Origin of the sequence: Corynebacterium sp. HMSC056F09 (genome assembly GCF_001815785.1) — a bacterium.
In the GTDB taxonomy this organism is placed as follows: domain Bacteria; phylum Actinomycetota; class Actinomycetes; order Mycobacteriales; family Mycobacteriaceae; genus Corynebacterium; species Corynebacterium hiratae.
The window spans coordinates 136,451-161,988 of record NZ_KV821915.1 but is presented as its reverse complement, the minus strand read 5'-3'; the positions used below and the strand labels follow the sequence as shown (position 1 = coordinate 161,988).

Below are 25,538 nucleotides of genomic sequence, written 5' to 3'. Positions count from 1 at the left end.
CACCATGACTGATACCCCCGCCACCACGGACCTGTCCCGCGTCCACTTCGTCGGCATCGGCGGTTCCGGAATGTCCGGCCTCGCGCGCATCCTGGTTAGCCGTGGCGCGGTCGTCACCGGCTCGGACGTTAAGAAGTCGACGGCCGTTGACGTCCTCCGCGCGATGGGTGCGCACGTCGCCGTCGGCCACGCGGCTGAGAACCTCGATCTGGCCGGGGACAAGCCTACGGTGGTCGTCACCTCCTTCGCCGCCATCCCGCAGGACAACCCGGAGCTGGTGGCGGCACGGGAAGCCGGGATTCCGGTGATCCGTCGCTCGGACCTGCTGGCTGAGCTCATGGAAGGCCACCGTCAGGTGCTGCTCGCCGGCACGCACGGAAAGACCTCGACGACCTCTATGGCGGTCACCGCGCTCCAGCAGGCGGGGATGGATCCTTCCTTCGCCATCGGCGGGCAACTCAACCGAGCTGGGACCAACGCGCACGGCGGCACTGGCGACGCCTTCGTGGCAGAAGCCGACGAATCCGATGCCTCTCTCCTGCGCTACAGCCCCTTCGTGGCAGTCATCACCAACATCGAGCCTGATCACCTCGACTATTTCGGCACGGCAGAGAGCTACTATCAGGTCTTTGATGATTTCGCCGACCGCGTGGTTGAGGGCGGCTACCTCGTCGTGTGCCTCGAGGATGAGCATGCGGCTGCCACGGGTGAGCGAGCGGCTCAGCGCGGGATTCAGGTGCTGGGCTACGGGGCGCGCAGCGAGGTAGCCGCGGATTCTTCCGTGCCGCTGGCAGCGGAGATCCTAGAAGAAACCGTCTCCGCCGCCGGCGCGCACGTCCGCGTTCGCCTGACCTTGCCGGGTCAGGCGCCACAGGAGCTGTCCTATGACCTGCATGTCCCGGGTCATCACATGGTGCTCAACTCGGCGGCGGCCCTGCTGGCCGGTGTGCTGGCTGGCGGGGACCCGGCGGAACTGGCCGCGGGTTTGACCGACTTTACGGGCGTGCGCCGTCGCTTCGAGTACCGCGGCAGCGCCCAGTGGATCCGTGTCTTCGATGACTACGCCCACCACCCCACGGAGGTGTCTGCGGTGCTCACCGCGGCGCGCGCGAAGGCGGACGCCGAGGGCGAGGGTGCGCGCGTGATCGCCTGCTTCCAGCCGCACCTGTACTCCCGGACCATGGAGTTTGACGCCGAGTTTGCTCAGGCCTTGGCGCTTGCCGACGCCGCCGTCGTCCTCGACATCTACGGCGCCCGCGAGAAGCCGGTAGAAGGAATTACCTCCCGCATTATCACCGACAAGATGCCCGAAGACATGCCGGTCATTTTCGAGCCTGATTTCTCTGAGGCTGCCGGCGACGTCATTTCCCTGGCGCAGCCCGGAGATATTGTCCTTACCATCGGCGCGGGAACTATTACCTACGTGGCGGGTGAAATCTTGTCGGCGCTAGAGAATGCGAGCGGCGCGGAGGAACCGAAGGAACCGAATGTCTAAAAAGACTGGGGCGCTCGCGCTAGGTGCGGTGCTTCTCGTAGTGGCGGTTGCTGCCGCGGCGGTGTGGCTTTTTCCCATCCTGAAGGTGACATCCTTCGAGGTCGTGGGAAATGATCACGTCGCGGCAGAAGAGGTCGAGCAGGCCAGTGGCGTCGTGAAGGGCTCTAATTTGGTGCGGCTGGATGCGCGCGAAGCTGCGCACGGTGTGGCCTCCCTGCCGTGGGTAGAAAGCGCGACGGTGTCGCGGGCCTTCCCGTCAACCGTCCACATCGAACTTGTCGAGCACGAGGCGGTAGCTTACGTGCGGGAGGGCGATAGGACGATTTTGGTGGACAACAACGGCAAGGAATTCGCGGAGGACGAAGCACCACCCGAGGCCGTGGAGCTGACGGGGCACACCGACTCCGGTTCGCCTGAGATGCAGGGGGCTGTCGACGCCGTCGCTGCGCTCCCCGCGCCGATTCGGGAGAAGGTCTCGACCCTCGAGATCAAGGACCGGTATTCGCTGACCTTCCGAACGGAGGATGACAAAACCATCTTTTGGGGTGCGTCGGAGGACAACGCGAACAAGGCCATTGCTTTCGAAGATGTGCTCAAGCTCGAGGGCGAATCCTGGAACATTTCTAACCCGTCGCTGGTGACTCGCCGCTAAGCGCGTCGCGAGTGGGGCGGGTGGGACGCCTGTTAAGAAAACCGCATGTCAGCAACCCTAAAGTAGAGGTTGAGGGTACCGACACGCGGCAAAATGTGCGCCGAAATTACCCCGTTGTCGTTAAAGATGGATGTAACCGCCTCTCAGAAAAAGGGGCGCCTCCTCGTTTACATTAAAACCTTATTCGAAAGGCAAGAGACCCTCGTATGATCTCATCTAGCAACAACCTCGCGGACATCAAGGTCGTCGGCGTCGGCGGCGGCGGTGTCAACGCTGTCAACCGCATGATCGAAGAAGGGCTCAAGGGAGTCCAGTTCGTGGCGATCAACACCGATTCCCAGGCGCTGATTTTCTCCGATGCGGATACCAAGCTCGACATCGGTCGCGAGGCCACCCGCGGCCTCGGCGCGGGTGCCAACCCGGAGGTAGGTAAGACCTCCGCGGAGGACCACAAGACCGAAATCGAAGACGCCCTCCAGGGCTCCGACATGGTCTTTGTGACGGCTGGCGAGGGTGGCGGAACCGGTACCGGCGCCGCTCCGGTGGTCGCCTCCATCGCGAAGAAGATGGGCGCTTTGACCGTCGGTGTCGTTACCCGCCCGTTCAAGTTCGAGGGCGCGCGCCGCACCCGTCAGGCCATGGCCGGCATTGAGGAGTTGCGCGAGGTCTGCGATACCCTCATCGTTATCCCGAATGATCGCCTCATGCAGCTGGGCGGCGAGGAGCTGTCCATCGTCGAAGCCTTCCGCGCCGCCGACGAAGTTCTGCACAACGGTGTGCAGGGTATTACCAACCTCATCACCATCCCGGGCATGATCAACGTCGACTTTGCGGACGTTCGCTCCGTCATGTCCGACGCCGGCTCCGCCCTCATGGGCATCGGCTTCGCCCGCGGCGATAACCGCGCGCTCAACGCCGCCGAGCAGGCTATTAACTCTCCGCTGCTGGAGTCGACCATGGAGGGCGCCAAGGGCGTTCTGCTGTCTATCGCCGGTGGCTCTGATTTGGGCCTCCACGAGGTCAATGCCGCTGCCTCCATGGTGGAGGAGCGCGCCGACGAGGACGCCAACATCATCTTCGGCACCATCATCGATGACAACCTTGGTGACGAAGTCCGCGTCACCATCATCGCCACCGGCTTCGATGCTCAGGCCAACATGACCTCCCAGCCGGCACAGCCTGGCCAGACGCAGCAACACGGTGCGGAGGCTACCCCGGCTGCACGTCCGGGTTCCCTCTTCGAGCACCGCGCTGAGGCACAGCCTGAGAGCCCCGCCGCGCCCCGCACCGAGGCCCCGCGCGAGGAGTACACCCGCGCAGAACCGCAGCGCGCTGACTCCCAGCGCATTGAGCGTGAAGAGTACGCCCCGCGTCACTCCTACGAGCGCGAGCAGCCGGCAGAGCCGGCCCCGTCGAGCGGACTATTTACCACCTCGGATCGCTTCCGCGGTGAGGACTACCGCCGCGGCGGCGATGATGAGTACCGTCTCTCGCGCCCCACGGAGCGTCGAGGTCGTGACTTCGACGATGACGGCGATGACGATCTCGACGTGCCATCCTTCATGCGCTAGTTCCAGCCAGCTACTCTGGAGTGCATGCCAGTAAACGAGGAAGCACACGCAGCACGACGCCCCGTCCGCATGGTTTTTACAAGCCGTGCCGGCGGGGCGTCGTCGTCGCCTTATGACTCTTTTAATCTCGGCGATCACGTTGGCGATGACCCCGCCGCAGTGGCCGCCAATCGCGAGCGGCTCCGCCGTGCCACGGGCTTAGAGGACATCGTGTGGATGGAACAGCTCCACACCAACACCGTGACGGTGGTGGGGGCCGAGCGCCGCGGCGTCGAGGAGCCCGTGCCGGCCACCGATGCCGTGGTAACCAACGAAAAGCGCTTGGGCCTAGGCGTTCTCGTGGCGGACTGCACGCCGGTGCTGCTTGTCGACGTCTCCGCGGGCGTCATCGGCGCCGCCCACGCCGGGCGCCTTGGCGCGCGCAACGGAATCGTCCGCAATACCGTCGATACCATGGTTGAGTTAGGGGCCCGCCCCGCCTCGATTCAGGTGCTCATGGGGCCGGCCGCTTCTGGGCGGAACTATGAGGTGCCGGAGGCGATGGCGGATGACGTCGAGAAGCATCTGCCCGGCTCCAAGACCCGCACGTCGTCGGGTACCTGGGGCGTCGACGTGCGCGCTGGGCTGATTCGTCAATTGATGGAGATGGGGGTTACGGCTATCGAATCGGACCCGCGCTGCACGATTGAGGACACAGATTTCTTTTCTTATCGCCGCGAGGGCGTCACCGGACGCCAAGCCGGCGTGATTTGGTTGGAGGATTAATGACGAACAACGATACTGTGCGCCGTGAAGAGCTGAGGGCTGGCCTGGAGAGCACCCGCGCTGCTATTCACCGTTTCGCTGAGGCCGCTGGCCGCCCCGCCCCGCAGCTGCTGCCGGTGACGAAGTTTCACCCGGCCGAAGACATCGCGCTGCTAGCGGAGTTGGGGATCACAGATGTGGCGGAAAATCGCGAGCAGGAAGCGCGTGCCAAGGCGGAGGCCCTGTCCGAGATGCGTTTCCACATGATTGGCCAGGTTCAGACCAAGAAGGCGAACCACGTGGCCCGATGGGCGCATAGTGTTCACTCGCTCGATTCAGAAAAACTTGCCAGAGCACTCGACCGCGGCGTGGCTCTTGCCCAGGAACGCGGCCAGCGCGAGGACACGCTTCCGGTCTATATCCAGGTATCCGCCGACGGTGATACCGCGCGTGGCGGCTGCCCGCTAGAGGGTGTATCTGCTCTGGTGGATCTGGTCGAAGATCTGGAGAACCTGCAGCTGTGTGGCTTCATGGTGGTTCCACCGCTGGAGAGCGATCCGGCGGAGGTTTTCACCCAGGTGAGGGCATTGACGGATGAGGTGGCGGCCAAGCTTGGGCGAGACCTGAAAATGTCCGCCGGCATGAGCGCCGATATGGAGGCAGCGATTGCATCTGGAACGGATATCGTGCGTGTCGGAACCGGAATCATGGGAGCCCGCCCGCTAGGTTAATTGTCATTGTAAAACTGCATTACAAGACCGCAAATGAACAGAACACACTAGGTCAGAGGGAGACCCAGAATGTCACTGATTGATAGGACTAAAGAGTTCTTCGGGCTGGGCCCGATGGACATGGACGCCGACGATGCCTACTACGCCGACGAGCGCAGCTACAACGCACCGGCCTACGCACCTTCCTACGAAAAGCAGGAAGAGGAGTTTGTCCCGACCATCGTGGCTCTCTCCCTCGTCTCCTTTGATGATGCAGCAAAGGTTGGTGGCCCCTTCCGTGACGGTGACGCAGTGGTCTTCGAACTCACCGACGCCGACCGCGGCTCCGCCAAGCGCTTCGTGGACTTTGCCGCAGGCCTCTGCTTCGCGTTGGAAGGCCGCATGAAGAACCTGACCAAGGGCATGGACACCAGCCGCAAGGTTTTTGCCATTGTGCCGAAGGGCGCTGATATCTCTACCGTGGAGCTGGAGCGAGCAGCGCATCTGCGCTAGAGACGTCAGGTTTTAACCGCTTCATCGTTAATCTCCTCCGTGTTGGCTTAAAGGAAGAGAAAGACGACGGGGCGGTTTCGTCGTTTTCATTGTGGGTCCCCATCGGAGAGTCATTCTCGGCGCCGGCGTGGCTACCGCGGTGCCCTCTCTGTTCGCCGAGGGCGAACCATAGGGCAGGGGAGTACCGCTGGCGGGGGGGATTCCGATAGGCTCAGGCATTGTGAGTGCTTTAGGTTCAATTCTCCTCGTCGCCGTGAGTCTTTACTCGTGGATTTTGTTGGCGCGCATCGTCATTGAAATGATTCAGTCTTTTTCGCGCCAATTCAACCCACCCCGCTGGTTCATGATGGTTGCCGAGGTGCTCTTCGTCGTCACTGACCCGCCAGTTAAGGCGCTGCGTAAGGTTATTCCGCCGCTGCAGCTAGGAGGCATTGCGCTCGACGTTTCCATCATCGTTTTGTTCCTGCTTTTGTCCATCCTTTCGCAACTTATTGGCTGGCTATTTTTCAGCGCCAATGGGCTTGCAATGTAATAAACGGGTGTATTAAACCCTCCTGTTAACGTTGAGACTCGTGCCAGCGTTAGATAATGTGTTGATTCGGATACAATGAGTTACCACAATCCGTATTATTAACCGCATATGTACCCGGCCTCTGGACCCTCTAGAGGTTTGACCGATTCGTAAGGGGAAGAGAAGTCAATGCCACTGTCACCAGCTGATGTACACAACGTCGCTTTCAGCAAGCCGCCAATTGGCAAGCGTGGCTACAACGAGGACGAGGTCGATCAGTTCCTCGATCTCGTTGAGGATGCTCTTGCTCAGCTGCAGGATGAGAACGATGATCTCCACGCCCAGGTTGAGGAGCTGAAGTCTCAGGCTCCGGCCGGCGCTGCCGGCGGCGCCGCTGCCGCTAAGGTCGACGAGGCCGCTGTGCGCAAGGAAGTCGAATCCAAGCTGCGCGCTGAGTATGAGGCGAAGCTGGCTGACTCCAAGAACGAGATTGCCAAGGCCAAGGAAGAAACCAAGCGCGCCCAGGAACAGGCAAAGGCCGCTCAGGCGCAGTCTTCCCAGGCGCCGGCCGCTCAGGCGCAGGACAATTCCGCAGAGCTCAAGGCTGCTCGCGAGGAAGCTGCTGCTGCCAAGCGTGAGCTCGAGGCCTCCAAGAAGGAACTGGAGAGCACCAAGAAGGAGCTGGAGTCCGCAAAGAAGAACTCCGCAACCTCCACCACCGCATCTTCCGCTGCTGCTGTGGCTGGTGCAGGTGCTGCACAGGGCCTTGCTACCCCGGACACTCATATGCAGGCAGCCCGCGTTCTGGGCCTGGCGCAGGAGATGGCAGACCGCCTTACCAACGAGGCCAAGGCCGATTCCGAGTCCATGCTGGCGGAGGCCCGCACGGCCGCAGAGAAGCAGCTTGCCGACGCTGACTCTCACTCCAAGGCCCAGCTTGCTGACGCCCAGAAGCGCTACGACGCGCAGCTGCAGGAAGCCGATACCCGCTCCAAGAAGCTGGTGGCTGACGCCGAAAACAAGGCAAAGCAGACTGAGGCCGACGCTACGTCCCGCGCCGAGGCACAGATTCGCCAGGCTGAGGAGAAGGCAGCTGCCCTGCAGGCAGATGCCGAGAAGAAGCACACCGAGGTCATGAACACGGTCAAGCAGCAGCAGACCGCTCTGGAGGCCCGCATCTCCGAGCTGCGCACCTTCGAGCGCGAGTACCGTACCCGCCTCAAGACGCTGCTGCAGTCCCAGCTTGAGGAGTTGGAGTCCCGCGGCACCGCTGCCCCCAACGGTGAGGCCGGAAAGTCCAACAATTAATCTCTGAATGAGCGGCGTCCCTGCGGGGGCGCCGTTATTCTTTTCTGTAGGTATACGTCCGTAGGTATACATTCTTTGTAAGCACAGAGCCCTTAGTCATTGGTGAGGAAAGGAGAACGCACATGCTCATCGGCGCATTGCTTCTGGCCTTTGTTGCTTTCTTGGCGTTCGTGAACTACATCCTCACCGCTGCCGAGTGGTCCTTGTACGTGCTCTTCGCTTCGGCTGGGGTGGGTATCGTCCTGTTCATCGCAGACACCGTGATCAAGCTGCGCCGCAAGCACGACGAGTAGCTCGGTCTCGCCGAAACGCCTGTAGCGCGCGTATCTTAAGCACGACGCGTAGCCCTCGGCCCAGTGGTAATTCTGGGTGGAGGGCTACTTTTGTGAAGCCGCTAGTCGTCTCGCTCCGCGGGGTTTGTGAATAACCCGGGTGGCGCTTGCAACGGCGTGGGCGGCGGGGGAGGGCCGTACGTTCTCTTCGCTTTTCCCCCGACCCGGGCCATCCGGCCGCGGCCCGGCGGCGCATTCGGATCGTCCTGGTTCACCCCATTGTGATACGGGCAGAGCATCACCAAGTTTTCCTGGTTGGTATACCCGCCGTTCTTCCACGCGATGAGGTGATGAACCTGGCACTCATCGGCCGGCTTCAGGCAGTCACCCCAAGCACAGACTGGGAACTCGGCCATAGCCATGATGCGTTGCTTGATGCTGGCGGAGCGCTCCTCGTAGTAGAGGTTGACCGGCCCGTGATAGGGGTGGAAAAGAGTCGCGAGCGCGCCGTCTTTATCGATTTCACCGGCGATGACCTTGTTGAGGTACTCCGCGCCGGTCATCGTGGCGCCATTGGTCATCTGGAGGGTGATTTCTTCGCCGTCACCGTCGAGAATTTTCGTCATTGCATCCAGCGGCACAAGGATATTGGTCTGCAAGCCGCGGCGCGGTGCAGCGCCTGTGAAGAAGGCCTCGCGGATGGACTCGAGGGGGCGTGCCGGGTCGACGGCGTCGTTAAGCTCTGCAATCAGTTGCGAGGGGCCCGTGATCGCCATCGTCCACGGTGCATTGCGGCGGCGGTAGACAGTCACGCCCTCCTTCGGCGTGGGGAGAACCGCGTGCTCCTTGAGCTTCTTTTTCGCCAGTGCCTCCATGGCGAGGGTGTCAGCGCTCGTTCGGCAGAGCTCTAGGCGTAGTTTCCAGCCCAACGCTTGTGTTTTGGCTTTGCGGGCATAGCGGTCGATGACCTCCAAGGTAGGCAAAGAATGCTTGCGTTGGCGCGCTGCCTTCACGGCGTCGCGTTGCATCCGCGTCATGGCGGTCTTGCCAAAGAAGCTCGTATGCAGCCGCACCAACTCCGCGGCGGTTTTGTCTGGGGAACCGGCGGCGATGAGGTCTGCTTCAGACATGCCTTCGCACTCGGCGACGACATCGATGCCGGCCCCGAGTGCGTTAAGGAAATTCTGCAGTGCGCTCATGACAGTGGAGCTTAAAACACCTTATGACCTGCTCGCATTAGAAAAAATGTTCCTGTGGAAAACCTTATCCCGGGTGCCTCTTTTATGTACTGGCGTTTCTATTTTGGGGCTTTCGGGAACCTGCGCCTGTGAAAACTTGACCGCCTCGCTATACTTTTAGACGTATGCAGTGAGCCGGCTATCACCGGGGAGCATTCCGGAAGAACGTGCTTCGCGCTTAGCAGAGCATTATTAGAACCGGGCGGGTAGGGACCGTCATCTCCTTCACATCAACGAAGCGGGGCGCCTCGGCGCCCAAGCGGGGTGGTACCGCGAGCCGTAAGGCGCGTCCCCGCCACAGCGAACGAGTGAAGGAATTTTTAGATGAGTAGCAACCCCGCGAACGTCGGCAATGTTTATCCCAAAGTTGATATGACTGCTGGGTCTTCCCGTTTCCCCGATATGGAGCAGGAAGTCCAGAAGTACTGGAAGGCCGACGACACCTTTAAAGCCAGCCTCGAGCAAACCGAGGGCTGCCCCGAGTACGTCTTTTATGATGGCCCTCCCTTTGCCAACGGTCTGCCGCACTACGGCCACCTGCTGACCGGTTACGTCAAGGACATCGTCCCGCGCTACCGCACTATGGCCGGCAACCACGTTCCGCGCGTCTTCGGCTGGGACACCCACGGCCTGCCAGCGGAGCTGGAGGCAGAAAAGCAGCTCGGCATCACCGACAAGGCCCAGATCGAGGAGATGGGCCTGGAGAAGTTCAACGAGTACTGCGCCAAGTCCGTCCTCGAGTACACCGATGAGTGGGAAGAGTACGTCAACCGCCAGGCTCGCTGGGTGGACTTTGAAAACGGTTACAAGACCATGGACTTGAACTACATGGAGTCCGTGATGTGGGCGTTTAAGGAGCTCTATGACAAGGGCCTGATCTACCAGGGCTTCAGGGTTCTGCCGTACTCCTGGGCTGAGCACACCTCGCTGTCGAACCAGGAGACGCGCCTGGATGATTCTTACAAGATGCGCCAGGATCCGACCCTGACGGTGACCTTCCCGGTAGCGGGCGCTGTGGAGGGAAGCGCGGCGGAGAAGACGTTGGCGGATAACGCCGAGCTTGCCGACGCCTCCTTCCTCGCCTGGACCACCACCCCGTGGACCCTGCCGTCCAACCTGGCTTTGGCGGTCCACCCGGAGGTCGACTACGTCCTGTTCAAGGCCACCGAGGGCGACTTTGCTGGCCGCACCTTCATCATGGCCGAGGCGCTCACCGGCACCCTGGCCAAGGAGCTGGGTGAGGCGGAAGTTCTCAAGACGTTCAAGGGCGCTGAGCTCGAGGGCTTTAGGTACCAGCCCATCTTCGATTTCTTCCCAGATGTCGAGAACGCCTACCAGCTGCTGCTCGCAGATTACGTCACCACTGAGGACGGTACTGGTGTGGTCCACCAGGCTCCGGCCTTCGGTGAGGACGATATGCTCACCTGCCAGAAGTACGGCGTGGGGTTGGTCATCCCGGTGGACGAGGACGGCAAGTTCACCTCGCAGGTGCCGCCCTACGAGGGCCAGCTGGTCTTCGACGCTAACAAGGGCATCATCAAGGACCTGAAGGAAGCCGGCCGCGTGGTGCGCCACGTGACCATCGAGCACTCCTACCCGCACTCCTGGCGCTCCGGCGAGCCGCTCATCTACATGGCGTTGCCGGCATGGTTCGTCAAGGTGACCGAGTTCCGTGACCGCATGGTGGAGCTCAACCACAACGAGATCGAGTGGCTGCCGGCGCACATCCGTGACGGCCAGTTCGGCAAGTGGCTGGAGGGCGCTCGCGATTGGAATATCTCTCGTACCCGCTACTGGGGCGCTCCGATCCCGGCGTGGATCTCCGATGATCCGGAGTACCCGCGCGTCGATGTCTACGGCTCCCTGGATGAGCTGGAGCGTGACTTTGGCGTGCGCCCCACCAGCCTGCACCGCCCGCACATCGATGAGCTGACCCGCCCGAACCCGGATGATCCGACGGGCAAGTCCACGATGCGCCGCGTGCCGGATGTGTTGGATTGCTGGTTTGAGTCCGGCTCGATGCCGTTTGCCCAGAAGCACTACCCGTTTGAGAACAAGGAGTGGTTTGAGACCCACTCGCCGTCGGACTTCATCGTGGAGTACTCCGGTCAGACCCGCGGCTGGTTCTACGTCATGCATGCGCTGTCGACTGCGCTCTTTGACCGCCCGGCCTACAAGAAGGTTGTGGCCCACGGCATCGTTCTGGGCAATGACGGCCTGAAGATGTCCAAGTCCAAGGGCAATTACCCGAACGTTAACGAGGTCTTTGACCGCGATGGTTCGGATGCCATGCGCTGGTTCCTCATGTCCTCGCCGATCTTGCGCGGTGGCAACCTCATCGTCACCGAACAGGGCATCCGTGAGGGCGTGCGCCAGGCTATCCTGCCGATCTGGAATGCCTACACCTTCCTGCAGCTTTACGCTTCCCAGGACGCGAAGTTCGATGTCAGCTCCACTAACGTGCTGGACCGCTACATCTTGGCCAAGACGCATGACTTGGTAAAGAACACGAATGATGCGTTGGCGAATACCGATATTGCTACGGCAACCGAGGAGGTTCGCCTCTTCGCGGATGCCTTGACTAACTGGTACGTGCGCCGCTCCCGTGACCGTTTCTGGGAGGGCGAGGAAGCCCATCCGGAGGCCTTCAACACGCTCTACACGGTCCTGGAGACGGTCTCCCGCGTGGTCGCGCCGCTGCTGCCGCACGTGGCTGAGGTCATCTACCGTGGCCTGACCGGTGAGCGCTCCGTGCATTTGGCTTCCTACCCGAAGGCCGAGGATTACCCGGCTGACGATGCCCTCGTGGCCGCCATGGATGCCACCCGCGCGGTGGCCTCCGCGGCGTCCTCGGTGCGTAAGTCCAACAAGCTGCGCAACCGCCTGCCGCTGCCGAAGCTGACGGTGGCGATGAAGGATTCGGCGCGCCTGGCGGATTTCAAGGACATCATCCGGGATGAGGTCAACGTTAAGGACGTTGAGCTTACCGACGATGTCGACGCGGTGGGCACCTTCGAGGTCGTGTGCAACGCCAAGGTAGCCGGTCCGCGCTTGGGCAAGGATGTTCAGCGAGCTATCAAGAACCTCAAGGCGGGCAACTACGTGCGCGAGGGCGAGGACGTTGTGGTCGACGGCGATATCCGCCTATCCCCGGACGAGTACACCGAGCGCCTCAAGGCGGCGAATGCGAAGTCGACGGCTCGCGTGGAAGGGCTCGATGGCCTTGTCGCCGTGGATACCGAGGTGACGGAGGAGCTCGAGGCAGAGGGCTGGGCTGCGGACGTCATCCGCGGTTTGCAGGATGCGCGTAAGGCCGAGGATTTCGTGGTGACTGACCGCATCACCGTGGTTCTCTCCGTTCCCGCGGAGAAGGAAGAGTGGGCTCATCACCACCGCGAACACATCGCGGCGGAGGTGCTTGCTGTCGACTTCACTGTGACGACCCAGGCTCTCGAGCCAAGCGATGGACAGAACATCCATGATGTCCTCAAGGGCGTGACGGCTACCGTGGCCAAGGCCTAAATCCGCAGCGAAAAGCTCCGCTTCCCTCGAGTGGGGAGGCGGAGCTTTGAGCATCTGTGCACTGGTGGCGCAGGGGCGGCCCGGAGGGGGCCGCGATGACGGGGTGTGTGCGCTAGCGGCGGGTTCCGGGCAGGTGTGCGCGCCACGCAAGGATGACGTTGATGAGGCACACCAGCGCCAAGAAGCTGCCGATGCTGAACAACGCCGTGAAGCCGATATAGGGCGCAAGCGCGCTAAAGGCCATCGGGATGAAGAAGCCAGTGTAAGAAATGGAGTAGTACACGGCGGTCAAGCCGGCGAGCTCTCGCTCGCCCGCGATGCGCTGGACCTCGGACAATCCAGCGACCAGCGCCAAACCGTATCCCGCGCCCATTGTGGCGGCGGCTGCGATGCCGAGCGGCAGGGACAGCGAGTGAGCAGCAAACGCCCCGAGGATTGCGCCGACGGTGATGACGAACATCGACAGGGCCGAGGCTCGCGCGGACTTGTGGGTATCAACCAGGCGGCCCAGCATCTGGACGGCCACGCCGCAGCCCAGGGTGATGACGGTCATCAGGCCGGAGAAAGCGATGGGGGCGTTTCCAGCGGATTCGGATAGCAGCTGTGGAAGGAGCGCATAGGCCGCTCCCGCGCAGCCAAAGACCCAGGGGGCCACGGGCACGACGACACGCAGGAAACGCTTGTGCGCAGCGGCGGGGATGTGGAGCATCTCCAGCATGTCACGCACCCTGAGCTCCAGGATGGTGGTCTTGACATCGCCTCGGCTGGGCTGGCGGGTCTCAGGCGTATGCAGGATCCACGCGGCAGTCAACAGCGTGAGCAGCATGTGGAGGATATAGGCCGTGTGAGTCGGCCATGGCCCCCACTGGGCCAGCACCGAAGCGATACCCGCGCCGACGAGGAAGCCGGCGGTCAAACACAACGAAGCCTTACGAGCGCCGGACGCTGGGTCGCCGCCGGCGCTCGTGATGAGCTCCGTAATCCACGTTGAACCCACCGCCATGACTAGGCCTAATGCCATACCGCACAAGACGCGTCCCAACGCGATGATGAGTGGTTCGTTGGGGGCGATGGACAGCAAGAAAGAGCCTGCCAAGGACAGTGGTGCTGCGGGGAGCAACAGTGGGCGGCGGCCAAGCAGATCGGACAGCGGGCCGCCGATGAGCAGTGCGGGATGATGCCAACCACGTAGGCGGCTAAGAGCCCGTTGACCGTCACCTGGGAAAAATTCGAGGTCTCGCGGTACATCACCAGCAGCGGGGTGAATTCATTTCCGCCCCAAGCAACCGCGATCATGGCACCGGCGACGGGGAACCACGCGCGCTTAGGCAGCGGCGCTTCGGCGGAGCGGCTGGGCGAGCCTGGGGAGGCAGCGCTTTCAGTGCTTTCGGTGGTGTCGGCGTCTGTGGGGGCGTCGGGTTGGGGAGTAGGCGCCTCGACAAGCGGGTTCGAATGCGCAGAGACAGTCACAGTTGCTTCCTTGAGGAGTTGAGGTGGGAATGGAGTTCGGTCAGGTAGGTGTCGATGTCGCCGGTGCGGAGGGCGTCGGCAAGCAAGGCGTGCTGGGCCACGAAGCCGCGTGCCTTCTCGACGCTGCGGCCGATGGCAGTTGCGGTAAATCGCTGTTGGCGCTCGCGCAAGGTGTGGCCGAGGTGGGCGAGGAGGCGGTTGCCGCCGTTGTCCATGATGGTTTGGTGGAACTTCGCATCCAGTTGGGTATAGGAGCCCAGATCGCCAGCGTCGAGGGCGGCCTTTTGCTCATCGATGGTGGCGACGAGGACATCGGCGATGAGACCGCGCTCCTCTGCGGACAGTCCGCAAATATGGCGGGCAGAGTTCTCATCCACGAGGAGGCGCGCCTCGTAGACCTCACGGATTTCGCGGGGGCTAATCGGTACGACCAGCGCACCGCGCTTGGGATAGAGCTTCAAGAAGCCCTCCACCTCCAAACGGAGGAAAGCCTCGCGCACCGGGGTTCTACTCATTCCCAGCTCGGCGGCAAGGGCGGCTTCGGAGAGCATCTCCGAGTCATCGATGTCGTCATCGATGATGCGGCGCTTGAGGTGATCGTAGGCCCGTTCCGCGGCGGGTACCTTGTCTTTTTGCATGTATACATGATGCATGCATGCGGTGCTCTCGGTCTAGCGCAAACGCCAATTCGTGAGACATTGATCACGCGGTGGGCAAGTGAGAGCTAGTTCTCTGAGCGGCGCGTGTGGTCAGGTAGGAGATGTGTTAGAGGCGAGTGAGGGAGGAAGTGGGGACGTCGTAAAGCACTGCCTCTCCCATACCGACCCAACCGATAAAGGGATTGTCCTGAAGCACTTGTGGAGTGTGGACGTGGCCAAGAATCCATGCGTCGAAGCCACAGGCCTGTAGCTGTTCGGGTGTCGTGGGCAAGCATATGCCTTTAGAGAATTCACCGGTCACTGATGAGTGCAGTAATCCCAGATGCGGCTCGTTGCTCTGGCGCGTTGGAAAGGTGAGTGTGCGGGGATCGGGATCGGCAGCTACCGCGGCGGTGACAACGGTAGCGCCGGCGCAGTGAAAGGAGTGAACGTCGGCGGAATGAACCGTTACAGGCGAAGAGAGACTGAGTTCGTGGTGGACGTCGTGATTCCCGGAGATGAAATGGACGTCGCTGAAAAGCTCGCATGCGCGAGCCATGACTTTCTGTGCTTGGGGTACGTAGGTGGCTGCGTCGGCTTTGCGGTCAATGATGTCACCGAGGCAGATACATGCATCCGCAGTCGTGACCTCCAGTACGTTTAGCACCCACTCCATGCCTGGCGCGTCGGGGCGGCCAAGGTGAAGGTCCGCGAAAATGAGGATACTAGCCACGCGCCCTCCTTCCTTGCCACCAAGTGATTAGGACTAGCACGACAGTGGAGGTTCCTACACCGATGAGCGTCATAGCCATGGCTTCAGCGCGGTGGCCCTGGTCAAATTGGTTCATGATCCACGGCGCAAGGAGATTGAGCTGGCTCGGGCGGATCAGGGAGGACATGACGAGCTCGCGGAAGCCCACAAAGAACGCCAGCAGCCAACCGGCAAAGATACCCGGGGCAAGCAGCGGCAAGGTGATGCTGCGCAACGTGTGGGAGGCGGAGGCACCGGACACGGCGGCTGCCTCGTAGACCGAAGGGGAAACCGCGCCAGCGGAGGTCTTGATGTTCTGCACCGCCATCGGCAGGAAGAGAACAGTAAAAGCCATGACGAGGATGATCATGGAGCCATAAGGTGTCCATGGCAGCCAGGGAGCGTTCCATAGGAGAATGAAGCCAATGGCGAGAACGATTCCGGGGACGGTATCCGGTGCTACAGCAAGGAAGTCGACAACACGGGCGCTGATCTGCCTGGTTCGCTGGGTGAGCAAGGTGACCGCGATGCCGAGGATGACCGCCGTTGTGGCGCCAATTGCACCGAGGGCGATGGAACGCAGCAAAGCTTCTTGAGCGGAAGGCATCTGCAGGACGATGGCGAAATAGTCGAAGGTGAGGTTTTGAGGCGTTGGGGGCGCGGATCGCAGAATGGTCATGGCTGCCAGGGTGATGGAAATATACGGGATGAGCACCGAGCAGGCGATGATGAGGAAAGCAACTAAGCTGCCAAGGACCTTGCCTGCGGTGCCGATGCGGAGCGAGACTTGGCGGGATACTCGTCCACCACCGGTAAGGTCGCGCCGCGAGACCCATTGCTGGAATGCCCATGCGCCCACACCAAGTGCAAACAACACCGATGAGGAGGCTGCTGCATCGGAGAAACTCAACGGGTCGATGGTGACGTCTTGGTAGATGGAGGAGACGAGGACCGTGAAACCGATGGCGTTTCCCAAGGTAACTGGGGTGCCGAACTCGCCGGCAGCCTTGATGAAAATGATCAGTGCGCCCAGTGAATAGGGGCCCACGACGGTGGGGAGGATGATGCGACTAATCTGTTGCCACCGGCTGGCGCCTGCGACTTGAGCCATTTCCAGAGAGGATGCAGGAATTGAGGTCAGACAGTTGCGCAGGATGAGATAGAGGAAGGGGAAGAGCTCGCACGCCATGATGAAAGCCATGCCAGGAACCGAGTAAATGGCGTCATGCGCGAGCTTGCCGACGGTATGCCCGAAGAGCAATTCGGAGACTCCACCGCGGCGGGTGAAATCCATCCACGCCATTGCTGCGGCAAAAGGCGGGGTCATGAAAGGAATCATGATGGCGATTTCTATCCAGTTCGCCTTAGAAAAAGACGTCCACGCGCGCAGGAAAGCTAGCGGGGCGGCGAACAGAGTAGAAAAGACCACCACGAGGAGGGAGAGGACGACCGTATTGAGTAGCACCTCTCCCATGCCCGGCTCCACAATCTTGTGGAGAGAAGAAGGCTCATCGCGGTACCCCACCACAGCGCTGATGAGCACCGATGCCAACGGCGCAGCGACAAGCACGAGCAGCACGAAGAGTACTGCATAAATGCCGAGAATGCGCTGAGGGCTGCGGGTGGTGGTGCTCATAAGGTGGGGTTGCTCCGTGGTGAGATAGTAGAGGCTACTTCAGGTAGCGCTCAGCGAACTTTTCCTTGATGTCCTTGGAGGAGGAGGCGATGCCATCGAGATCCTCGTTGAGGGTTTCAATCTCCTCCAGCTTCGGGCCGTTCTTCGGGGTGAGCTCGGTGTTGGCCGGGATCATGTTCTTGGAAGCAGAAATCTCCTGTGCTTCATCGGAGAACATGAAGTCGACAAAAGCTTCGGCAGCGTCCTTGTTGTCGGTGGTCTTGAGGATCATGACCGGTCGCGGGGTGACGGTAGTGCCGGAGGAGGGGATAACAACCTCAAGCGGCTCTCCCTTGGCCTGAGCGGAGTATGCGGAGTAGTCCACACCACCCATGACGATGCCTCGAGAACCGGAGGTGACCTGGTCCAGGGCCGGACCGTTAGCGCCCTGGACAATCATGCCGTTGTCGAAGAGTTTGTCAAAGAGCTCCCAGGTCTTGTCCTCGCCCCACTGATCCACCATGGCGGCAATGAGGTCAGCGGCGGTGCCGGACTCGCGCGGATCCGGCATAATGACCTGATCCTTGTATTTTTCGTCAGCGAGGTCCTCCCAGTCCTGAGGAGCGGAGTCCACCACGTTGGTGTTGGTCACCAGTGCCAAGGCGGAGCCATCGCGGCCGGTGAATGTGCCGTTCTTGGATACCCAGCTGGAAGTGATCTTGTCAGCACCTTCCGGGGTGTACTCCGCCAGAGCGCCGGCCTTGTCCTGCTTGGAAGCAGCGGACCAAGAAGCCAAGTAGACCACGTCTGCCTGCGGGTTAGCCTCTTCCGCCTTGAGCTTGGCGGTGATCTTGCCGGTGGTGTCGGCGAAGACGTTGACCTTGACATCGGTCTTTTCCTCGAAGGCTTCGACGAGGGCGTCGGTAAGGCCCTGCGGGTTCGCGGAGTAGTAGTCCAGCTCGCCGGACAGTCCCTCCGGGGCTTCCCAGGCCTCGGCGCTGGTTTCAGCACCGGTGTTGTCGGCGGAGGATGCGTCGGTGGAGTCAGCGGAATCAACAGAACCGCAGCCAGTCAGAGCCAGGGCAGAAGCAGCGGCGGCAGCGAGGGCGAGAGAAAGTTTCTTATACAGCATGGAGAATCCTTAAAGTAGAAAACGGATGTGACTAGTACGCAAGACGTACCGTCGAACCACGATCGACTCGAGAGCGGCTGTAAGCCACCCAAGGCTCGTCAGCGCCTTCGACATCGCAGTGCAGCTCGTAGCGTCCGCCGATGTACTGAGCGGTGCGGACGATTCCGTCCACGTGGTGCGGGAAAGACCCGATGTCTTCCTCCGCGTCAAGGACGGTGAGGTTTTCCGGGCGGACGTCGGGAAGCCCAGCGCGGCGGTTCATAGTACCCACGAAGCCACCGACGAAGGGGGTGGCAGGGGAGTCGTAGAGGGTGACAGGATCGGCGAACTGTTCGATGACGCCGTCCTTCATGACGACGACGCGGTCCGACATGGACAGAGCCTCGGATTGATCGTGGGTGACGTAGATGACCGTGAGTCCTAAGTCGTGGACCAAGGCAGTGAGCTCGGCACGTATCTGAACACGCAGGGCAGCATCGAGCGCAGAGAGTGGCTCATCCATTAGGAGCAACTGCGGGTTGGACACAAGCGCGCGGGCGATGGCTACGCGCTGCTGCTGGCCACCGGAGAGTTGATTAGGGCGAGCTTGTGCCTTCGGGGTAACTCCGACCATGTCCATGCACGCGCGCACACGTTCTGTGCGTTCCACAGAAGACAACTTGTTACCCGCGGTGGTGAGGGGAAACTCGATGTTCTTCTCCACAGTCATGTGCGGCCACAGCGCCAGATCTTGAAACACCATGGACAGGTTGCGCTTATTAACGGGAACGTTCGTGTGTGGGCCGAACACTTCTTTATCGGAGAAGGTGATGGTGCCAGCATCGGGGGTTTCGAGGCCTGCGATGCAGCGCAGAAGCGTGGACTTACCGCAACCGGAGGGGCCGAGAATGGAGATGAACTCGCCGGTGTTAATGGCGAGGTCAGTGGCATGGAGACCAGTGTTGTCCGCGAACTCGCGCTTAATGCCGGTAACGACCACGTGGGCCTGGGAGGCAGGTGGTTGGGGCGAGAGTTGAGAAGTCACGGCGGAAAAGGTTAGGGCGATAAAGTAAGCGGATGGGGGCGTTGAAGTTACGAAGGTGGTAAAGAAACATGAATAATGGGTGACGGACATGCGGTGTTTAAACTGGAGCACATGCAGCGCTGGGTTCTTCACATCGACATGGACGCGTTCTTTGCGTCGGTGGAGCAGCTCACCCGCCCTACCTTGCGCGGCCGGCCTGTGTTGGTGGGTGGAACGAGCGGACGCGGCGTCGTCGCCGGTGCCTCTTATGAAGCCCGCGCATATGGAGCTCATTCCGCAATGCCCATGTTCCGCGCGCAGCAGCTCGTGGGCTATAAAGCCGTGGTGGTGCAGCCGCGCCGGGCGGTGTATGTGGCGGCCTCGCGCCGGGTATTTGGAATTATTGCGCAGCATGCGGGGGTCATCGAACAGCTCTCCATCGACGAGGCCTTCATGGAACCGGCCGCACTCGCCGGAGCCACGCCCGCCGAAGTCCGTGAGTGGTCGGAGAATCTGCGCCGAGTGATTCGAGCTGAGACGGGCCTTCCCAGCTCCATCGGCGCCGGTGCAGGCAAGCAAAGCGCGAAGATTGCGTCAGGGGAGGCCAAACCGGACGGGACTTTCATCGTGCCCCAGGAGCGCTTCGATGAGCTCATCCACCCGCTGCCGGTGGGCAAGCTCTGGGGAGCGGGCCCAGTCACCCAGCAGAAGCTAGCAGCCATTGGCGTGGAGACTATCGGACAGCTGGCGGCGATGAGCCGCAAGGAAGTCGAGATCTCACTGGGCAACGTGGTGGGCGTGCAGCTGTGGAAGCTCGCCCAAGGGATTGATGAGCGTCCGGTCGCCCCGCGCGCGATTGCTAAACAAATCTCCACCGAGTTCACCTACCCCACGGACCTGCGCACGGCGGCGGAGGTAGATGCGGCACTAATCCGCGCGGCGCAGGGCGCGCATTCCCGCCTGCTCAAGGACGGCCGCGGCGCGCGCACGGTGACGGTGAAGTTGCGGATGGCGGATTTCCACATCGAATCCCGCTCGGCCACGCTGCCCTATGCCACGGATGACCTGAAGGTCCTCGAGGCTAAGGCCTTGAGCTTGGCGCGCTACCCGGAGGAGCTCGGGCCCATCAGGCTGGTCGGGGTGAGCTACTCGGGTTTGGAGGAGGCCCGCCAAGACGTGCTATTTCCTGAGCTCGACCGCGAGGTCGTGCGTCCAGCTCCGGATACGGATTACGAGACTGGCGTCAGCGACCACCTGCCCGGCGCGCCGGAAACGGAGACGGAGCCCAGAGCAGAGTCGGAAACGCTGGGAGAAGCGGGATCGGATTCGATGCGCCGCTGGCACGCTACGCAGGACGTCCACCACCCCGAGTTTGGACACGGCTGGATTCAAGGCGCCGGCCATGGGGTGGTCAGCGTGCGCTTTGAAACTCGCGCTACGGGCCCGGGGTTTGTGCGCTCTTTTGCGGCTGAGGATGAAGATCTCCACCCGGCCGATCCATTGGACTCACTGGCCTGGGAGGGGGCGCTGCCAGGCGACGCCACCGAGGCCGATGGGCCCGAGATTGACACCGCTGGGGAGGAACCGCCACGCGAGGATAGCTAGCCCGCGGTATAAGCAGTGGCGGAGGGGGCAGTGCTAAACATCTCTGCCACCGGTGTGTCGGTAGCGAGTGCCGCGGCGAGCATAATGCGGGCTTGGCCGGCTCGGAATCCACCGGAGGCTACCGCACCCATCTCGCCCAAGGTGGCACCGCCACCTGCGCCGCCATAGGCCAGCTTGGTAGTTCCGTAGGGCGTGCGGGTGCTAATCACCACGGGCACGCCCGCTTGCAGCGCGCGGGCAACCCCAGCTCCCATCTCTTCACCCATGTTCCCCGAGCCCATGGCTTCGATGACGAGGCCATGGGTGTGGTTGAGGGAGGCGTCGACAAGCGCGGCGCCGGCACCCGGGTAGGCGGCGATGATCTCAACGGGGTGTTGCGCCATGGGGGAGAGCGGCAACGGCGCCAGAGCGGAGTCACCCACCGGTAGCTCCTCAAAGCCGTTGAGCTGCGAAGTATGCCACTTGCGCGCGCCGCGTCCGGGAATGGTCTTGCCGCCGAATTGCACCCACACGCCGGCCTTTCCGGAACACAGGAGCTCATAGGAATCGCGCAGGTTGCGCGGGCCATCACCAGCCGGGTGGTCGAAGGCGCGCTGCGCGCCAGTGAGCACGATGGGCCCCTCACCGAGGTCGAAGAGGGATAACGCCAGCGCGGTTTCCTCCATGGAATCGGTGCCGTGCGTGATGAGGACGCCATCAATCTCTGGGCGCGCAAGGTGCTGGCGCGCACACAGCAGTAGCTCATCGAGGTCTGCCAAAGTAATCGAGCTGGAATCCAGCGCGCGGAATTCCACCACCTCAATGTCGTGTGTTCCGACTTCAGCGTCGAGGAATTGGGCTAGCTGTTGCCCACTGACGGTGGGGACCAGGGATCCGTCACGGACCGTCGTGCAGGCGATGGTGCCACCGGTGGCGATGAGTGCAAAAGTCATGCCAGCAGGCTACTACAGGCGCGCACCTGCGCGGGAACCCCAGGGCGGCGGTCGTGGACGCTAAAGTAAAAGGGATAAACCACGATCCCCTACGTGAGGAGTATTTGTGAAATCCTTCAAGCTGAGCGCCGCCGTTGTGGCCCTGGGCGCCGCGACTGCCCTGGCTGCCTGCTCGTCTTCCGAGGATGCAGACACCGAGAACAGCACCGCCGCTAAGCCTTCGGGCGAAACCTCCGCATCGCAGGTGGCCTCCACCGAGATGCCTACCGTGGAGCAGCTCAATGAGATCCTGACCAAGGCCGCAGACCCGAACCTTCCGCAGGAAGAGAAGGTCCAGCTGGTCCAGGGCAGCGAGACGGCGCCGGAGCTTTTCGACGTCATGTCGCAGTCCCAGGCCGAATCCGGTGCCACCTTCGAGGTCGTGGCCCCGGTCATCCCTGGCCTCGTGCCGGATTCCGCGCTCGCTACCGTCCACATCAATACCCCTGATGGCCAGCAGCAGACCGCTGACCAGGTGGAGTTCATCAACGAGGGTGGTACATGGAAGCTGTCTAAGACTTGGGCTTGTGTCTTGGTCACCAACATCGTCCCTCCGGAAGAGGTTCCGGAGATGTGTGCGGACTCCGTGCCGGAAGGCGCTGGCGCCGAGGAAGGCGCTGAGGCGCCTGCCGACGCCCCCGCAGAAGGTGCTGAGGCTCCCGCCCAGTAAACCCGGGTTTTCATAACTTAAGCGCCCGCCACTCGCTGGATCTCATGCCAGCCAGGTGGTGGGCGCTGCCTTGTGCGGAGGCTGTCTGGCGGTGCTCGCGCGCAGGAGAAGGTGTGGCGCGAAGCAGGCTACTCGGTGGTGAACTCCATCTCGGTGGCGCTGGTCTGCACCACGCGAAGATCAGAGCCTTCCGCACCATAAGAAATCGCGGTGGTCACGGAGACATCGCCGGCGGTGGGAAGCGGCTTGGTCAGATCAACGGTAACGGAGCCCTCCGAGGTCGATGTGTGGTCCGTAACCTTCAGCTCCTTGCCACGTAGCTCTTCGGGGGCGTCGGCGCCGTCGAAGGACAGTGCGCCCAGGGAAGGCCGCTGCTCAATCTTCACGCTGAGCTCAGCGATATCCCCGTCCAGCTTGTCCAAGGTATAGGTCGTGGTTTGCAACAGCGTGGATTCGCCAGTGACGCGCGATTCCACCACCCACGTCGCACCCGGGCCGATTTCCTCATCAGGGAAGACGATGGGCAGTGAGGTCAGGCTGGTGATGGCGCGCTCGACGGTGCTGCGGGCCTGATCGGTCGCCGCCTGCGGGGCGGCCAGGCGCAGCGAGTTCATCTGGCCCGTATCCGTGCCGCGCCATCCAAACTGGAAGCCCTCGGCGGAGGAGACATCCGCGCCGTCAGCCTCCGGCTTTCCGACGGTGACGAACGCGTTGCGGCTGGCTGGAAGTTGGCCTTCGACATTCTCGGTGGCAGCCTCCACCGAGGCCTGGAGCGGAAGAGTGACCTTGTCCTGAGCTTCCGGTGAAGGGGCGGCGCTGCCGTCCTTGCGTAGCTGCTGGTCGAAGCCCGTGGCGACCTCATAGGTGAGTTCCTGCGTGGCATCGAGGTCCTTAAAAGCCAGGACCTGACCGGCGCCGTCACCTGGTTCTAGGAGGGTCACGCGCGGGGCATCGAGGGCCAGCCCCACTGGCTCCTCGACGGGCTTGGCCGGCTGGGAATAGGAACAGCCGGCGAGCGCGCCGGCGACTCCCAGGACGGTGGCGGACAGGACTGCTAGGGCTCTCACACGAAACACGCATTCCAAATTACCGGATGAGCCTGTTTAGAATGGAACGGGTGAAAGCAAGGAGTTATATCGGAGTGATGGTCGCGGTGGTGCTCGGTGTGGCTGCCGTCGACCAAGCCGTGAAGGCGCTGATGCTGTCCATCCTCACTGAAGGTGAAGCCCTACCGGTCTTTGGTGATTGGTTCCGCTTCTACCTTCTGTTTAACCCCGGCGCTGCCTTCTCTATGGGCGGGGAGGGCTCGACGTGGCTGTTTACCACGATCCAATTGGTCTTCATCATTGGTGTGGCCATCGCCGCCCCGCGCATTCACGATAAGTGGCAGGCGATAGGCCTGGCCATGATCGCCGGAGGTGCCCTGGGCAACTTCATCGACCGCCTCGTGCGTGAGCCGGGGTTTTGGTTTGGGCACGTGGTGGATTACATCTCCGTGGGCAGCTTCGCTGTTTTCAATATTGCAGATGCGGCCATTACCTGTGGCGTCGTGGTCTTTATCAGCGCGATGTTCTGGGCAGAGATGAAAGAAAAGCCACAAGAGCAGGAAGCGGGGGAAGCTTGATGCGCGAAAGTCGTAGGTTGCCGGTGCCCGAGGGCCTCGATGGCATGCGCGCGGATGCCGCCCTGGCCAAGCTCTTGGGTATTTCGCGGGCCCGGGTGGCCCAGTTGTGCGCGGCGGGAGACGTGGAAATCGATGGTGCCGCCGTGGGCAAGTCCGAGCGCTTAAGTGCTGGCGGCTGGATCGATGTCATGATGCCAGCGCCGGAGGAACCGCTCATCCCCAAAGAAGAGCTGGTGGAGGGCATGGATGTTCTCTACGCGGACGAGGACATCATCTGCGTGTGCAAGCCCGTGGGTGTGGCTGCGCACCCCACGTTGGGTTGGGATGGGCCCACCGTCATCGGCGGGCTGCGGGCAGCAGGCTATGCGCTTGCCGACGCCGGCCCGACCGAACGCAAGGGTATTGTCCACCGTCTCGACGTGGGGACCTCGGGCGTCATGGTGGTGGCCGCCAGCGAGCGCGCCTACTCCCAACTCAAGAACGCCTTCCGCGAGCGCACCGTGCAGAAGACCTATCACGCCGTGGTCCAAGGCCTGCCGGATCCCATCGTGGGGACCATTGATGCGCCCATTGGCCGCCATCCTTCGGCGGGCTGGAAATTTGGGGTCGTCGATGATGGCAAACCGGCGGTGACACATTACAAGCTGCTGGAGGCCTTCCGCGAGGCCAGCCTCCTCGAAGTCCATTTGGAGACCGGCCGCACCCACCAGATCCGTGTCCACATGTCCGCCACCGGGCATCCCTGCGTAGGCGATCCGATGTATGGCTGTGACCCGAACCTGGCCAAGCGTGTGGGGCTTAACCGCCAGTGGCTGCACGCGGTCGAACTCGGCTTTACCCACCCGGGAACCGGCAAGTGGTTCGAGTGCACTGCACCCTACCCGGACGATCTCAAGCACGCCGTGGAGGTTTTGCGCGGATGAGCCCGCAGCGAAGCACCAGCCAACGCATTTACCGGCGCCGCCGTGCCGCGGCGCTGGTGCTGTTGGCCGTGCTCGCCTTGGCCGTGGTGGTCGCCTTCGGGCTTTTCGGAACGCAGCCCAGCACGGCGGTGCAGGGAGACCAACTTGGCCCTGATGGCTCGGAGAGCGCGGCCGATTATCGGGAGCGCGCGGAGACCTCATTAGCGCACGCAACCGATCCGGCCTACGCGCTGGTGGGCTTTCGCGAGCCGCTGAGTCCGCAGGACGTGAGCGACGCCCTGCAGCCCATCGAGCGCATGGATGCCATCGTGATCGGGCTGGCCGCGCCCATCGCGGTCCCCGAGCCTGTCGCCGGCGCCACGCGCGCCGACGTTATCGATACCGTCTTGGCCCGCGTGGCCGACCATGCCCGTGACATGGCGGAGGATGCACCAGCGAAGGTCGATGCCGTCGTGGTCTATTCCGGGGGGAGTCAACTGCGCGCCCTCGCTAACGATCCGCGGGTCGATACCGTGGAGGTCGCGCCCGCTGACGCCGCATGGGGCTCCTTCGGCGTGCGCCCGCCCGCCAACGTCGGACAGAATGAGAACCGCTAGAACA

General features: G+C 62.2%; 23 protein-coding genes and 1 pseudogene. 15 read left to right on the top strand and 9 right to left on the bottom strand.

Annotated features, from left to right (window positions below; all coding sequences use genetic code 11):
* The first annotated feature begins 4 nt into the window (after nucleotides 1-4).
* The 9 genes from murC to HMPREF3056_RS13440 all read left to right on the top strand — a co-directional run bounded on the left by murC (nucleotide 5) and on the right by HMPREF3056_RS13440 (nucleotide 7,797).
* Nucleotides 5-1,495, top strand: coding sequence for a UDP-N-acetylmuramate--L-alanine ligase (murC, locus tag HMPREF3056_RS04570; protein WP_070754195.1), 1,491 nt, complete (start codon nucleotides 5-7; stop codon nucleotides 1,493-1,495).
* Nucleotides 1,488-2,147, top strand: coding sequence for a cell division protein FtsQ/DivIB (locus tag HMPREF3056_RS04565; RefSeq protein ID WP_083295544.1), 660 nt, complete (start codon nucleotides 1,488-1,490; stop codon nucleotides 2,145-2,147). The genes murC and HMPREF3056_RS04565 overlap by 8 nt, the downstream gene beginning before the upstream one ends.
* A gap of 206 nt (nucleotides 2,148-2,353) precedes the next feature.
* Complete coding sequence (gene ftsZ, locus HMPREF3056_RS04560) at nucleotides 2,354-3,718, top strand: cell division protein FtsZ (protein ID WP_049155264.1); 1,365 nt, start codon at nucleotides 2,354-2,356, stop codon at nucleotides 3,716-3,718.
* A 24-nt stretch (nucleotides 3,719-3,742) separates the two neighbouring features.
* A complete protein-coding gene (pgeF, locus tag HMPREF3056_RS04555) occupies nucleotides 3,743-4,483 on the top strand; it encodes a peptidoglycan editing factor PgeF (RefSeq protein WP_046647973.1) in 741 nt (246 codons plus the stop codon).
* Complete coding sequence (locus HMPREF3056_RS04550; RefSeq protein WP_070515741.1) at nucleotides 4,483-5,193, top strand: YggS family pyridoxal phosphate-dependent enzyme; 711 nt, start codon at nucleotides 4,483-4,485, stop codon at nucleotides 5,191-5,193. Before pgeF ends, HMPREF3056_RS04550 begins: the two co-directional genes overlap by 1 nt.
* Before the next feature lie 69 nt (nucleotides 5,194-5,262).
* The gene (locus HMPREF3056_RS04545) at nucleotides 5,263-5,685 is read left to right on the top strand and encodes a cell division protein SepF (protein ID WP_046647975.1); all 423 of its coding nucleotides are present in this window, start codon (nucleotides 5,263-5,265) and stop codon (nucleotides 5,683-5,685) included.
* Nucleotides 5,686-5,905: 220 nt separating this feature from the next.
* The gene (locus HMPREF3056_RS04540; RefSeq protein WP_070754193.1) at nucleotides 5,906-6,217 is read left to right on the top strand and encodes a YggT family protein; all 312 of its coding nucleotides are present in this window, start codon (nucleotides 5,906-5,908) and stop codon (nucleotides 6,215-6,217) included.
* A gap of 168 nt (nucleotides 6,218-6,385) precedes the next feature.
* A complete protein-coding gene (locus HMPREF3056_RS04535) occupies nucleotides 6,386-7,504 on the top strand; it encodes a DivIVA domain-containing protein (protein ID WP_070754191.1) in 1,119 nt (372 codons plus the stop codon).
* 122 nt (nucleotides 7,505-7,626) lie between these two features.
* A complete protein-coding gene (locus HMPREF3056_RS13440; RefSeq protein WP_046647978.1) occupies nucleotides 7,627-7,797 on the top strand; it encodes a hypothetical protein in 171 nt (56 codons plus the stop codon).
* 101 nt (nucleotides 7,798-7,898) lie between these two features.
* On the opposite strand, the gene HMPREF3056_RS04530 is transcribed toward HMPREF3056_RS13440, so the two are convergent.
* On the bottom strand, nucleotides 7,899-8,975 hold the full coding sequence (locus HMPREF3056_RS04530; RefSeq protein WP_070754189.1) for an HNH endonuclease signature motif containing protein: 1,077 nt from the start codon (nucleotides 8,973-8,975) through the stop codon (nucleotides 7,899-7,901).
* Nucleotides 8,976-9,338: 363 nt separating this feature from the next.
* Between HMPREF3056_RS04530 and ileS the strand changes: the two genes are divergently transcribed.
* On the top strand, nucleotides 9,339-12,536 hold the full coding sequence (gene ileS / locus HMPREF3056_RS04525) for an isoleucine--tRNA ligase (protein WP_070754186.1): 3,198 nt from the start codon (nucleotides 9,339-9,341) through the stop codon (nucleotides 12,534-12,536).
* A 112-nt stretch (nucleotides 12,537-12,648) separates the two neighbouring features.
* On the opposite strand, the pseudogene HMPREF3056_RS04520 reads toward ileS, so the two are convergent.
* The 6 genes and pseudogenes from HMPREF3056_RS04520 to HMPREF3056_RS04495 form a co-directional block, all read right to left on the bottom strand.
* Nucleotides 12,649-13,832, bottom strand: a pseudogene (locus HMPREF3056_RS04520) (MFS transporter).
* A gap of 170 nt (nucleotides 13,833-14,002) precedes the next feature.
* Nucleotides 14,003-14,644 carry a GntR family transcriptional regulator gene (locus HMPREF3056_RS04515; protein WP_070512472.1) on the bottom strand — a complete coding sequence of 214 codons (642 nt, stop codon included), beginning with the start codon at nucleotides 14,642-14,644 and terminating at the stop codon, nucleotides 14,003-14,005.
* A gap of 127 nt (nucleotides 14,645-14,771) precedes the next feature.
* Nucleotides 14,772-15,377 carry a metallophosphoesterase family protein gene (locus HMPREF3056_RS04510; protein ID WP_083303797.1) on the bottom strand — a complete coding sequence of 202 codons (606 nt, stop codon included), beginning with the start codon at nucleotides 15,375-15,377 and terminating at the stop codon, nucleotides 14,772-14,774.
* On the bottom strand, nucleotides 15,370-17,031 hold the full coding sequence (locus HMPREF3056_RS04505; protein ID WP_070754184.1) for an ABC transporter permease: 1,662 nt from the start codon (nucleotides 17,029-17,031) through the stop codon (nucleotides 15,370-15,372). Before HMPREF3056_RS04505 ends, HMPREF3056_RS04510 begins: the two co-directional genes overlap by 8 nt.
* Nucleotides 17,032-17,065: 34 nt before the next feature.
* Nucleotides 17,066-18,142, bottom strand: a complete 1,077-nt coding sequence (locus tag HMPREF3056_RS04500; protein WP_070512480.1) for an ABC transporter substrate-binding protein — start codon at nucleotides 18,140-18,142, stop codon at nucleotides 17,066-17,068.
* A 31-nt stretch (nucleotides 18,143-18,173) separates the two neighbouring features.
* Nucleotides 18,174-19,166, bottom strand: coding sequence for an ABC transporter ATP-binding protein (locus tag HMPREF3056_RS04495; protein WP_070512703.1), 993 nt, complete (start codon nucleotides 19,164-19,166; stop codon nucleotides 18,174-18,176).
* Between the two features lie 111 nt (nucleotides 19,167-19,277).
* Here HMPREF3056_RS04495 and HMPREF3056_RS04490 point away from each other — a divergent pair, with 111 nt between their 5' ends.
* Nucleotides 19,278-20,750 (top strand): DNA polymerase IV, encoded by a 1,473-nt coding sequence (locus tag HMPREF3056_RS04490; RefSeq protein ID WP_070512707.1) that lies wholly within the window; start codon nucleotides 19,278-19,280, stop codon nucleotides 20,748-20,750.
* On the opposite strand, the gene HMPREF3056_RS04485 is transcribed toward HMPREF3056_RS04490, so the two are convergent.
* Nucleotides 20,747-21,682: an asparaginase gene (locus tag HMPREF3056_RS04485; RefSeq protein WP_070512484.1), complete on the bottom strand. Its 936-nt coding sequence runs from the start codon at nucleotides 21,680-21,682 to the stop codon at nucleotides 20,747-20,749. The genes HMPREF3056_RS04490 and HMPREF3056_RS04485 overlap by 4 nt on opposite strands.
* Nucleotides 21,683-21,788: 106 nt before the next feature.
* On the opposite strand from HMPREF3056_RS04485, the gene HMPREF3056_RS04480 reads away from it, so the two are divergent.
* Complete coding sequence (locus HMPREF3056_RS04480; protein ID WP_070512487.1) at nucleotides 21,789-22,391, top strand: WKL family lipoprotein; 603 nt, start codon at nucleotides 21,789-21,791, stop codon at nucleotides 22,389-22,391.
* Between the two features lie 128 nt (nucleotides 22,392-22,519).
* Here the strand turns inward: HMPREF3056_RS04480 and HMPREF3056_RS04475 are convergent, their stop codons facing one another.
* Nucleotides 22,520-23,467, bottom strand: coding sequence for a DUF6263 family protein (locus HMPREF3056_RS04475; RefSeq protein ID WP_070512489.1), 948 nt, complete (start codon nucleotides 23,465-23,467; stop codon nucleotides 22,520-22,522).
* Nucleotides 23,468-23,499: 32 nt separating this feature from the next.
* Between HMPREF3056_RS04475 and lspA the strand changes: the two genes are divergently transcribed.
* Genes lspA through HMPREF3056_RS04460 form a run of 3 tightly spaced genes read left to right on the top strand, consistent with a single transcriptional unit; the run spans nucleotide 23,500 to nucleotide 25,534 of the window.
* Nucleotides 23,500-24,015 carry a signal peptidase II gene (lspA, locus tag HMPREF3056_RS04470; RefSeq protein WP_070512491.1) on the top strand — a complete coding sequence of 172 codons (516 nt, stop codon included), beginning with the start codon at nucleotides 23,500-23,502 and terminating at the stop codon, nucleotides 24,013-24,015.
* The gene (locus HMPREF3056_RS04465; protein ID WP_070512496.1) at nucleotides 24,015-24,938 is read left to right on the top strand and encodes an RluA family pseudouridine synthase; all 924 of its coding nucleotides are present in this window, start codon (nucleotides 24,015-24,017) and stop codon (nucleotides 24,936-24,938) included. The genes lspA and HMPREF3056_RS04465 overlap by 1 nt, the downstream gene beginning before the upstream one ends.
* On the top strand, nucleotides 24,935-25,534 hold the full coding sequence (locus HMPREF3056_RS04460; RefSeq protein WP_070754182.1) for a hypothetical protein: 600 nt from the start codon (nucleotides 24,935-24,937) through the stop codon (nucleotides 25,532-25,534). Before HMPREF3056_RS04465 ends, HMPREF3056_RS04460 begins: the two co-directional genes overlap by 4 nt.
* The last annotated feature ends 4 nt before the right edge of the window (nucleotides 25,535-25,538 follow it).

Bases quoted from the DNA above. Each gene is read 5' to 3' on its own strand.
- murC (WP_070754195.1), top strand. From the start codon at position 5: ATGACTGATACCCCCGCCACCACGGACCTGTCCCGCGTCCACTTCGTC.
- HMPREF3056_RS04565 (WP_083295544.1), top strand. From the start codon at position 1,488: ATGTCTAAAAAGACTGGGGCGCTCGCGCTAGGTGCGGTGCTTCTCGTA.
- ftsZ (WP_049155264.1), top strand. From the start codon at position 2,354: ATGATCTCATCTAGCAACAACCTCGCGGACATCAAGGTCGTCGGCGTC.
- pgeF (WP_046647973.1), top strand. From the start codon at position 3,743: ATGCCAGTAAACGAGGAAGCACACGCAGCACGACGCCCCGTCCGCATG.
- HMPREF3056_RS04550 (WP_070515741.1), top strand. From the start codon at position 4,483: ATGACGAACAACGATACTGTGCGCCGTGAAGAGCTGAGGGCTGGCCTG.
- HMPREF3056_RS04545 (WP_046647975.1), top strand. From the start codon at position 5,263: ATGTCACTGATTGATAGGACTAAAGAGTTCTTCGGGCTGGGCCCGATG.
- HMPREF3056_RS04535 (WP_070754191.1), top strand. From the start codon at position 6,386: ATGCCACTGTCACCAGCTGATGTACACAACGTCGCTTTCAGCAAGCCG.
- HMPREF3056_RS13440 (WP_046647978.1), top strand. From the start codon at position 7,627: ATGCTCATCGGCGCATTGCTTCTGGCCTTTGTTGCTTTCTTGGCGTTC.
- HMPREF3056_RS04530 (WP_070754189.1), bottom strand. From the start codon at position 8,975: ATGAGCGCACTGCAGAATTTCCTTAACGCACTCGGGGCCGGCATCGAT.
- ileS (WP_070754186.1), top strand. From the start codon at position 9,339: ATGAGTAGCAACCCCGCGAACGTCGGCAATGTTTATCCCAAAGTTGAT.
- HMPREF3056_RS04515 (WP_070512472.1), bottom strand. From the start codon at position 14,644: ATGCAAAAAGACAAGGTACCCGCCGCGGAACGGGCCTACGATCACCTC.
- HMPREF3056_RS04505 (WP_070754184.1), bottom strand. From the start codon at position 17,031: ATGAGCACCACCACCCGCAGCCCTCAGCGCATTCTCGGCATTTATGCA.
- HMPREF3056_RS04500 (WP_070512480.1), bottom strand. From the start codon at position 18,142: ATGCTGTATAAGAAACTTTCTCTCGCCCTCGCTGCCGCCGCTGCTTCT.
- HMPREF3056_RS04490 (WP_070512707.1), top strand. From the start codon at position 19,278: ATGCAGCGCTGGGTTCTTCACATCGACATGGACGCGTTCTTTGCGTCG.
- HMPREF3056_RS04485 (WP_070512484.1), bottom strand. From the start codon at position 21,682: ATGACTTTTGCACTCATCGCCACCGGTGGCACCATCGCCTGCACGACG.
- lspA (WP_070512491.1), top strand. From the start codon at position 23,500: ATGGAACGGGTGAAAGCAAGGAGTTATATCGGAGTGATGGTCGCGGTG.
- HMPREF3056_RS04465 (WP_070512496.1), top strand. From the start codon at position 24,015: ATGCGCGAAAGTCGTAGGTTGCCGGTGCCCGAGGGCCTCGATGGCATG.
- HMPREF3056_RS04460 (WP_070754182.1), top strand. From the start codon at position 24,935: ATGAGCCCGCAGCGAAGCACCAGCCAACGCATTTACCGGCGCCGCCGT.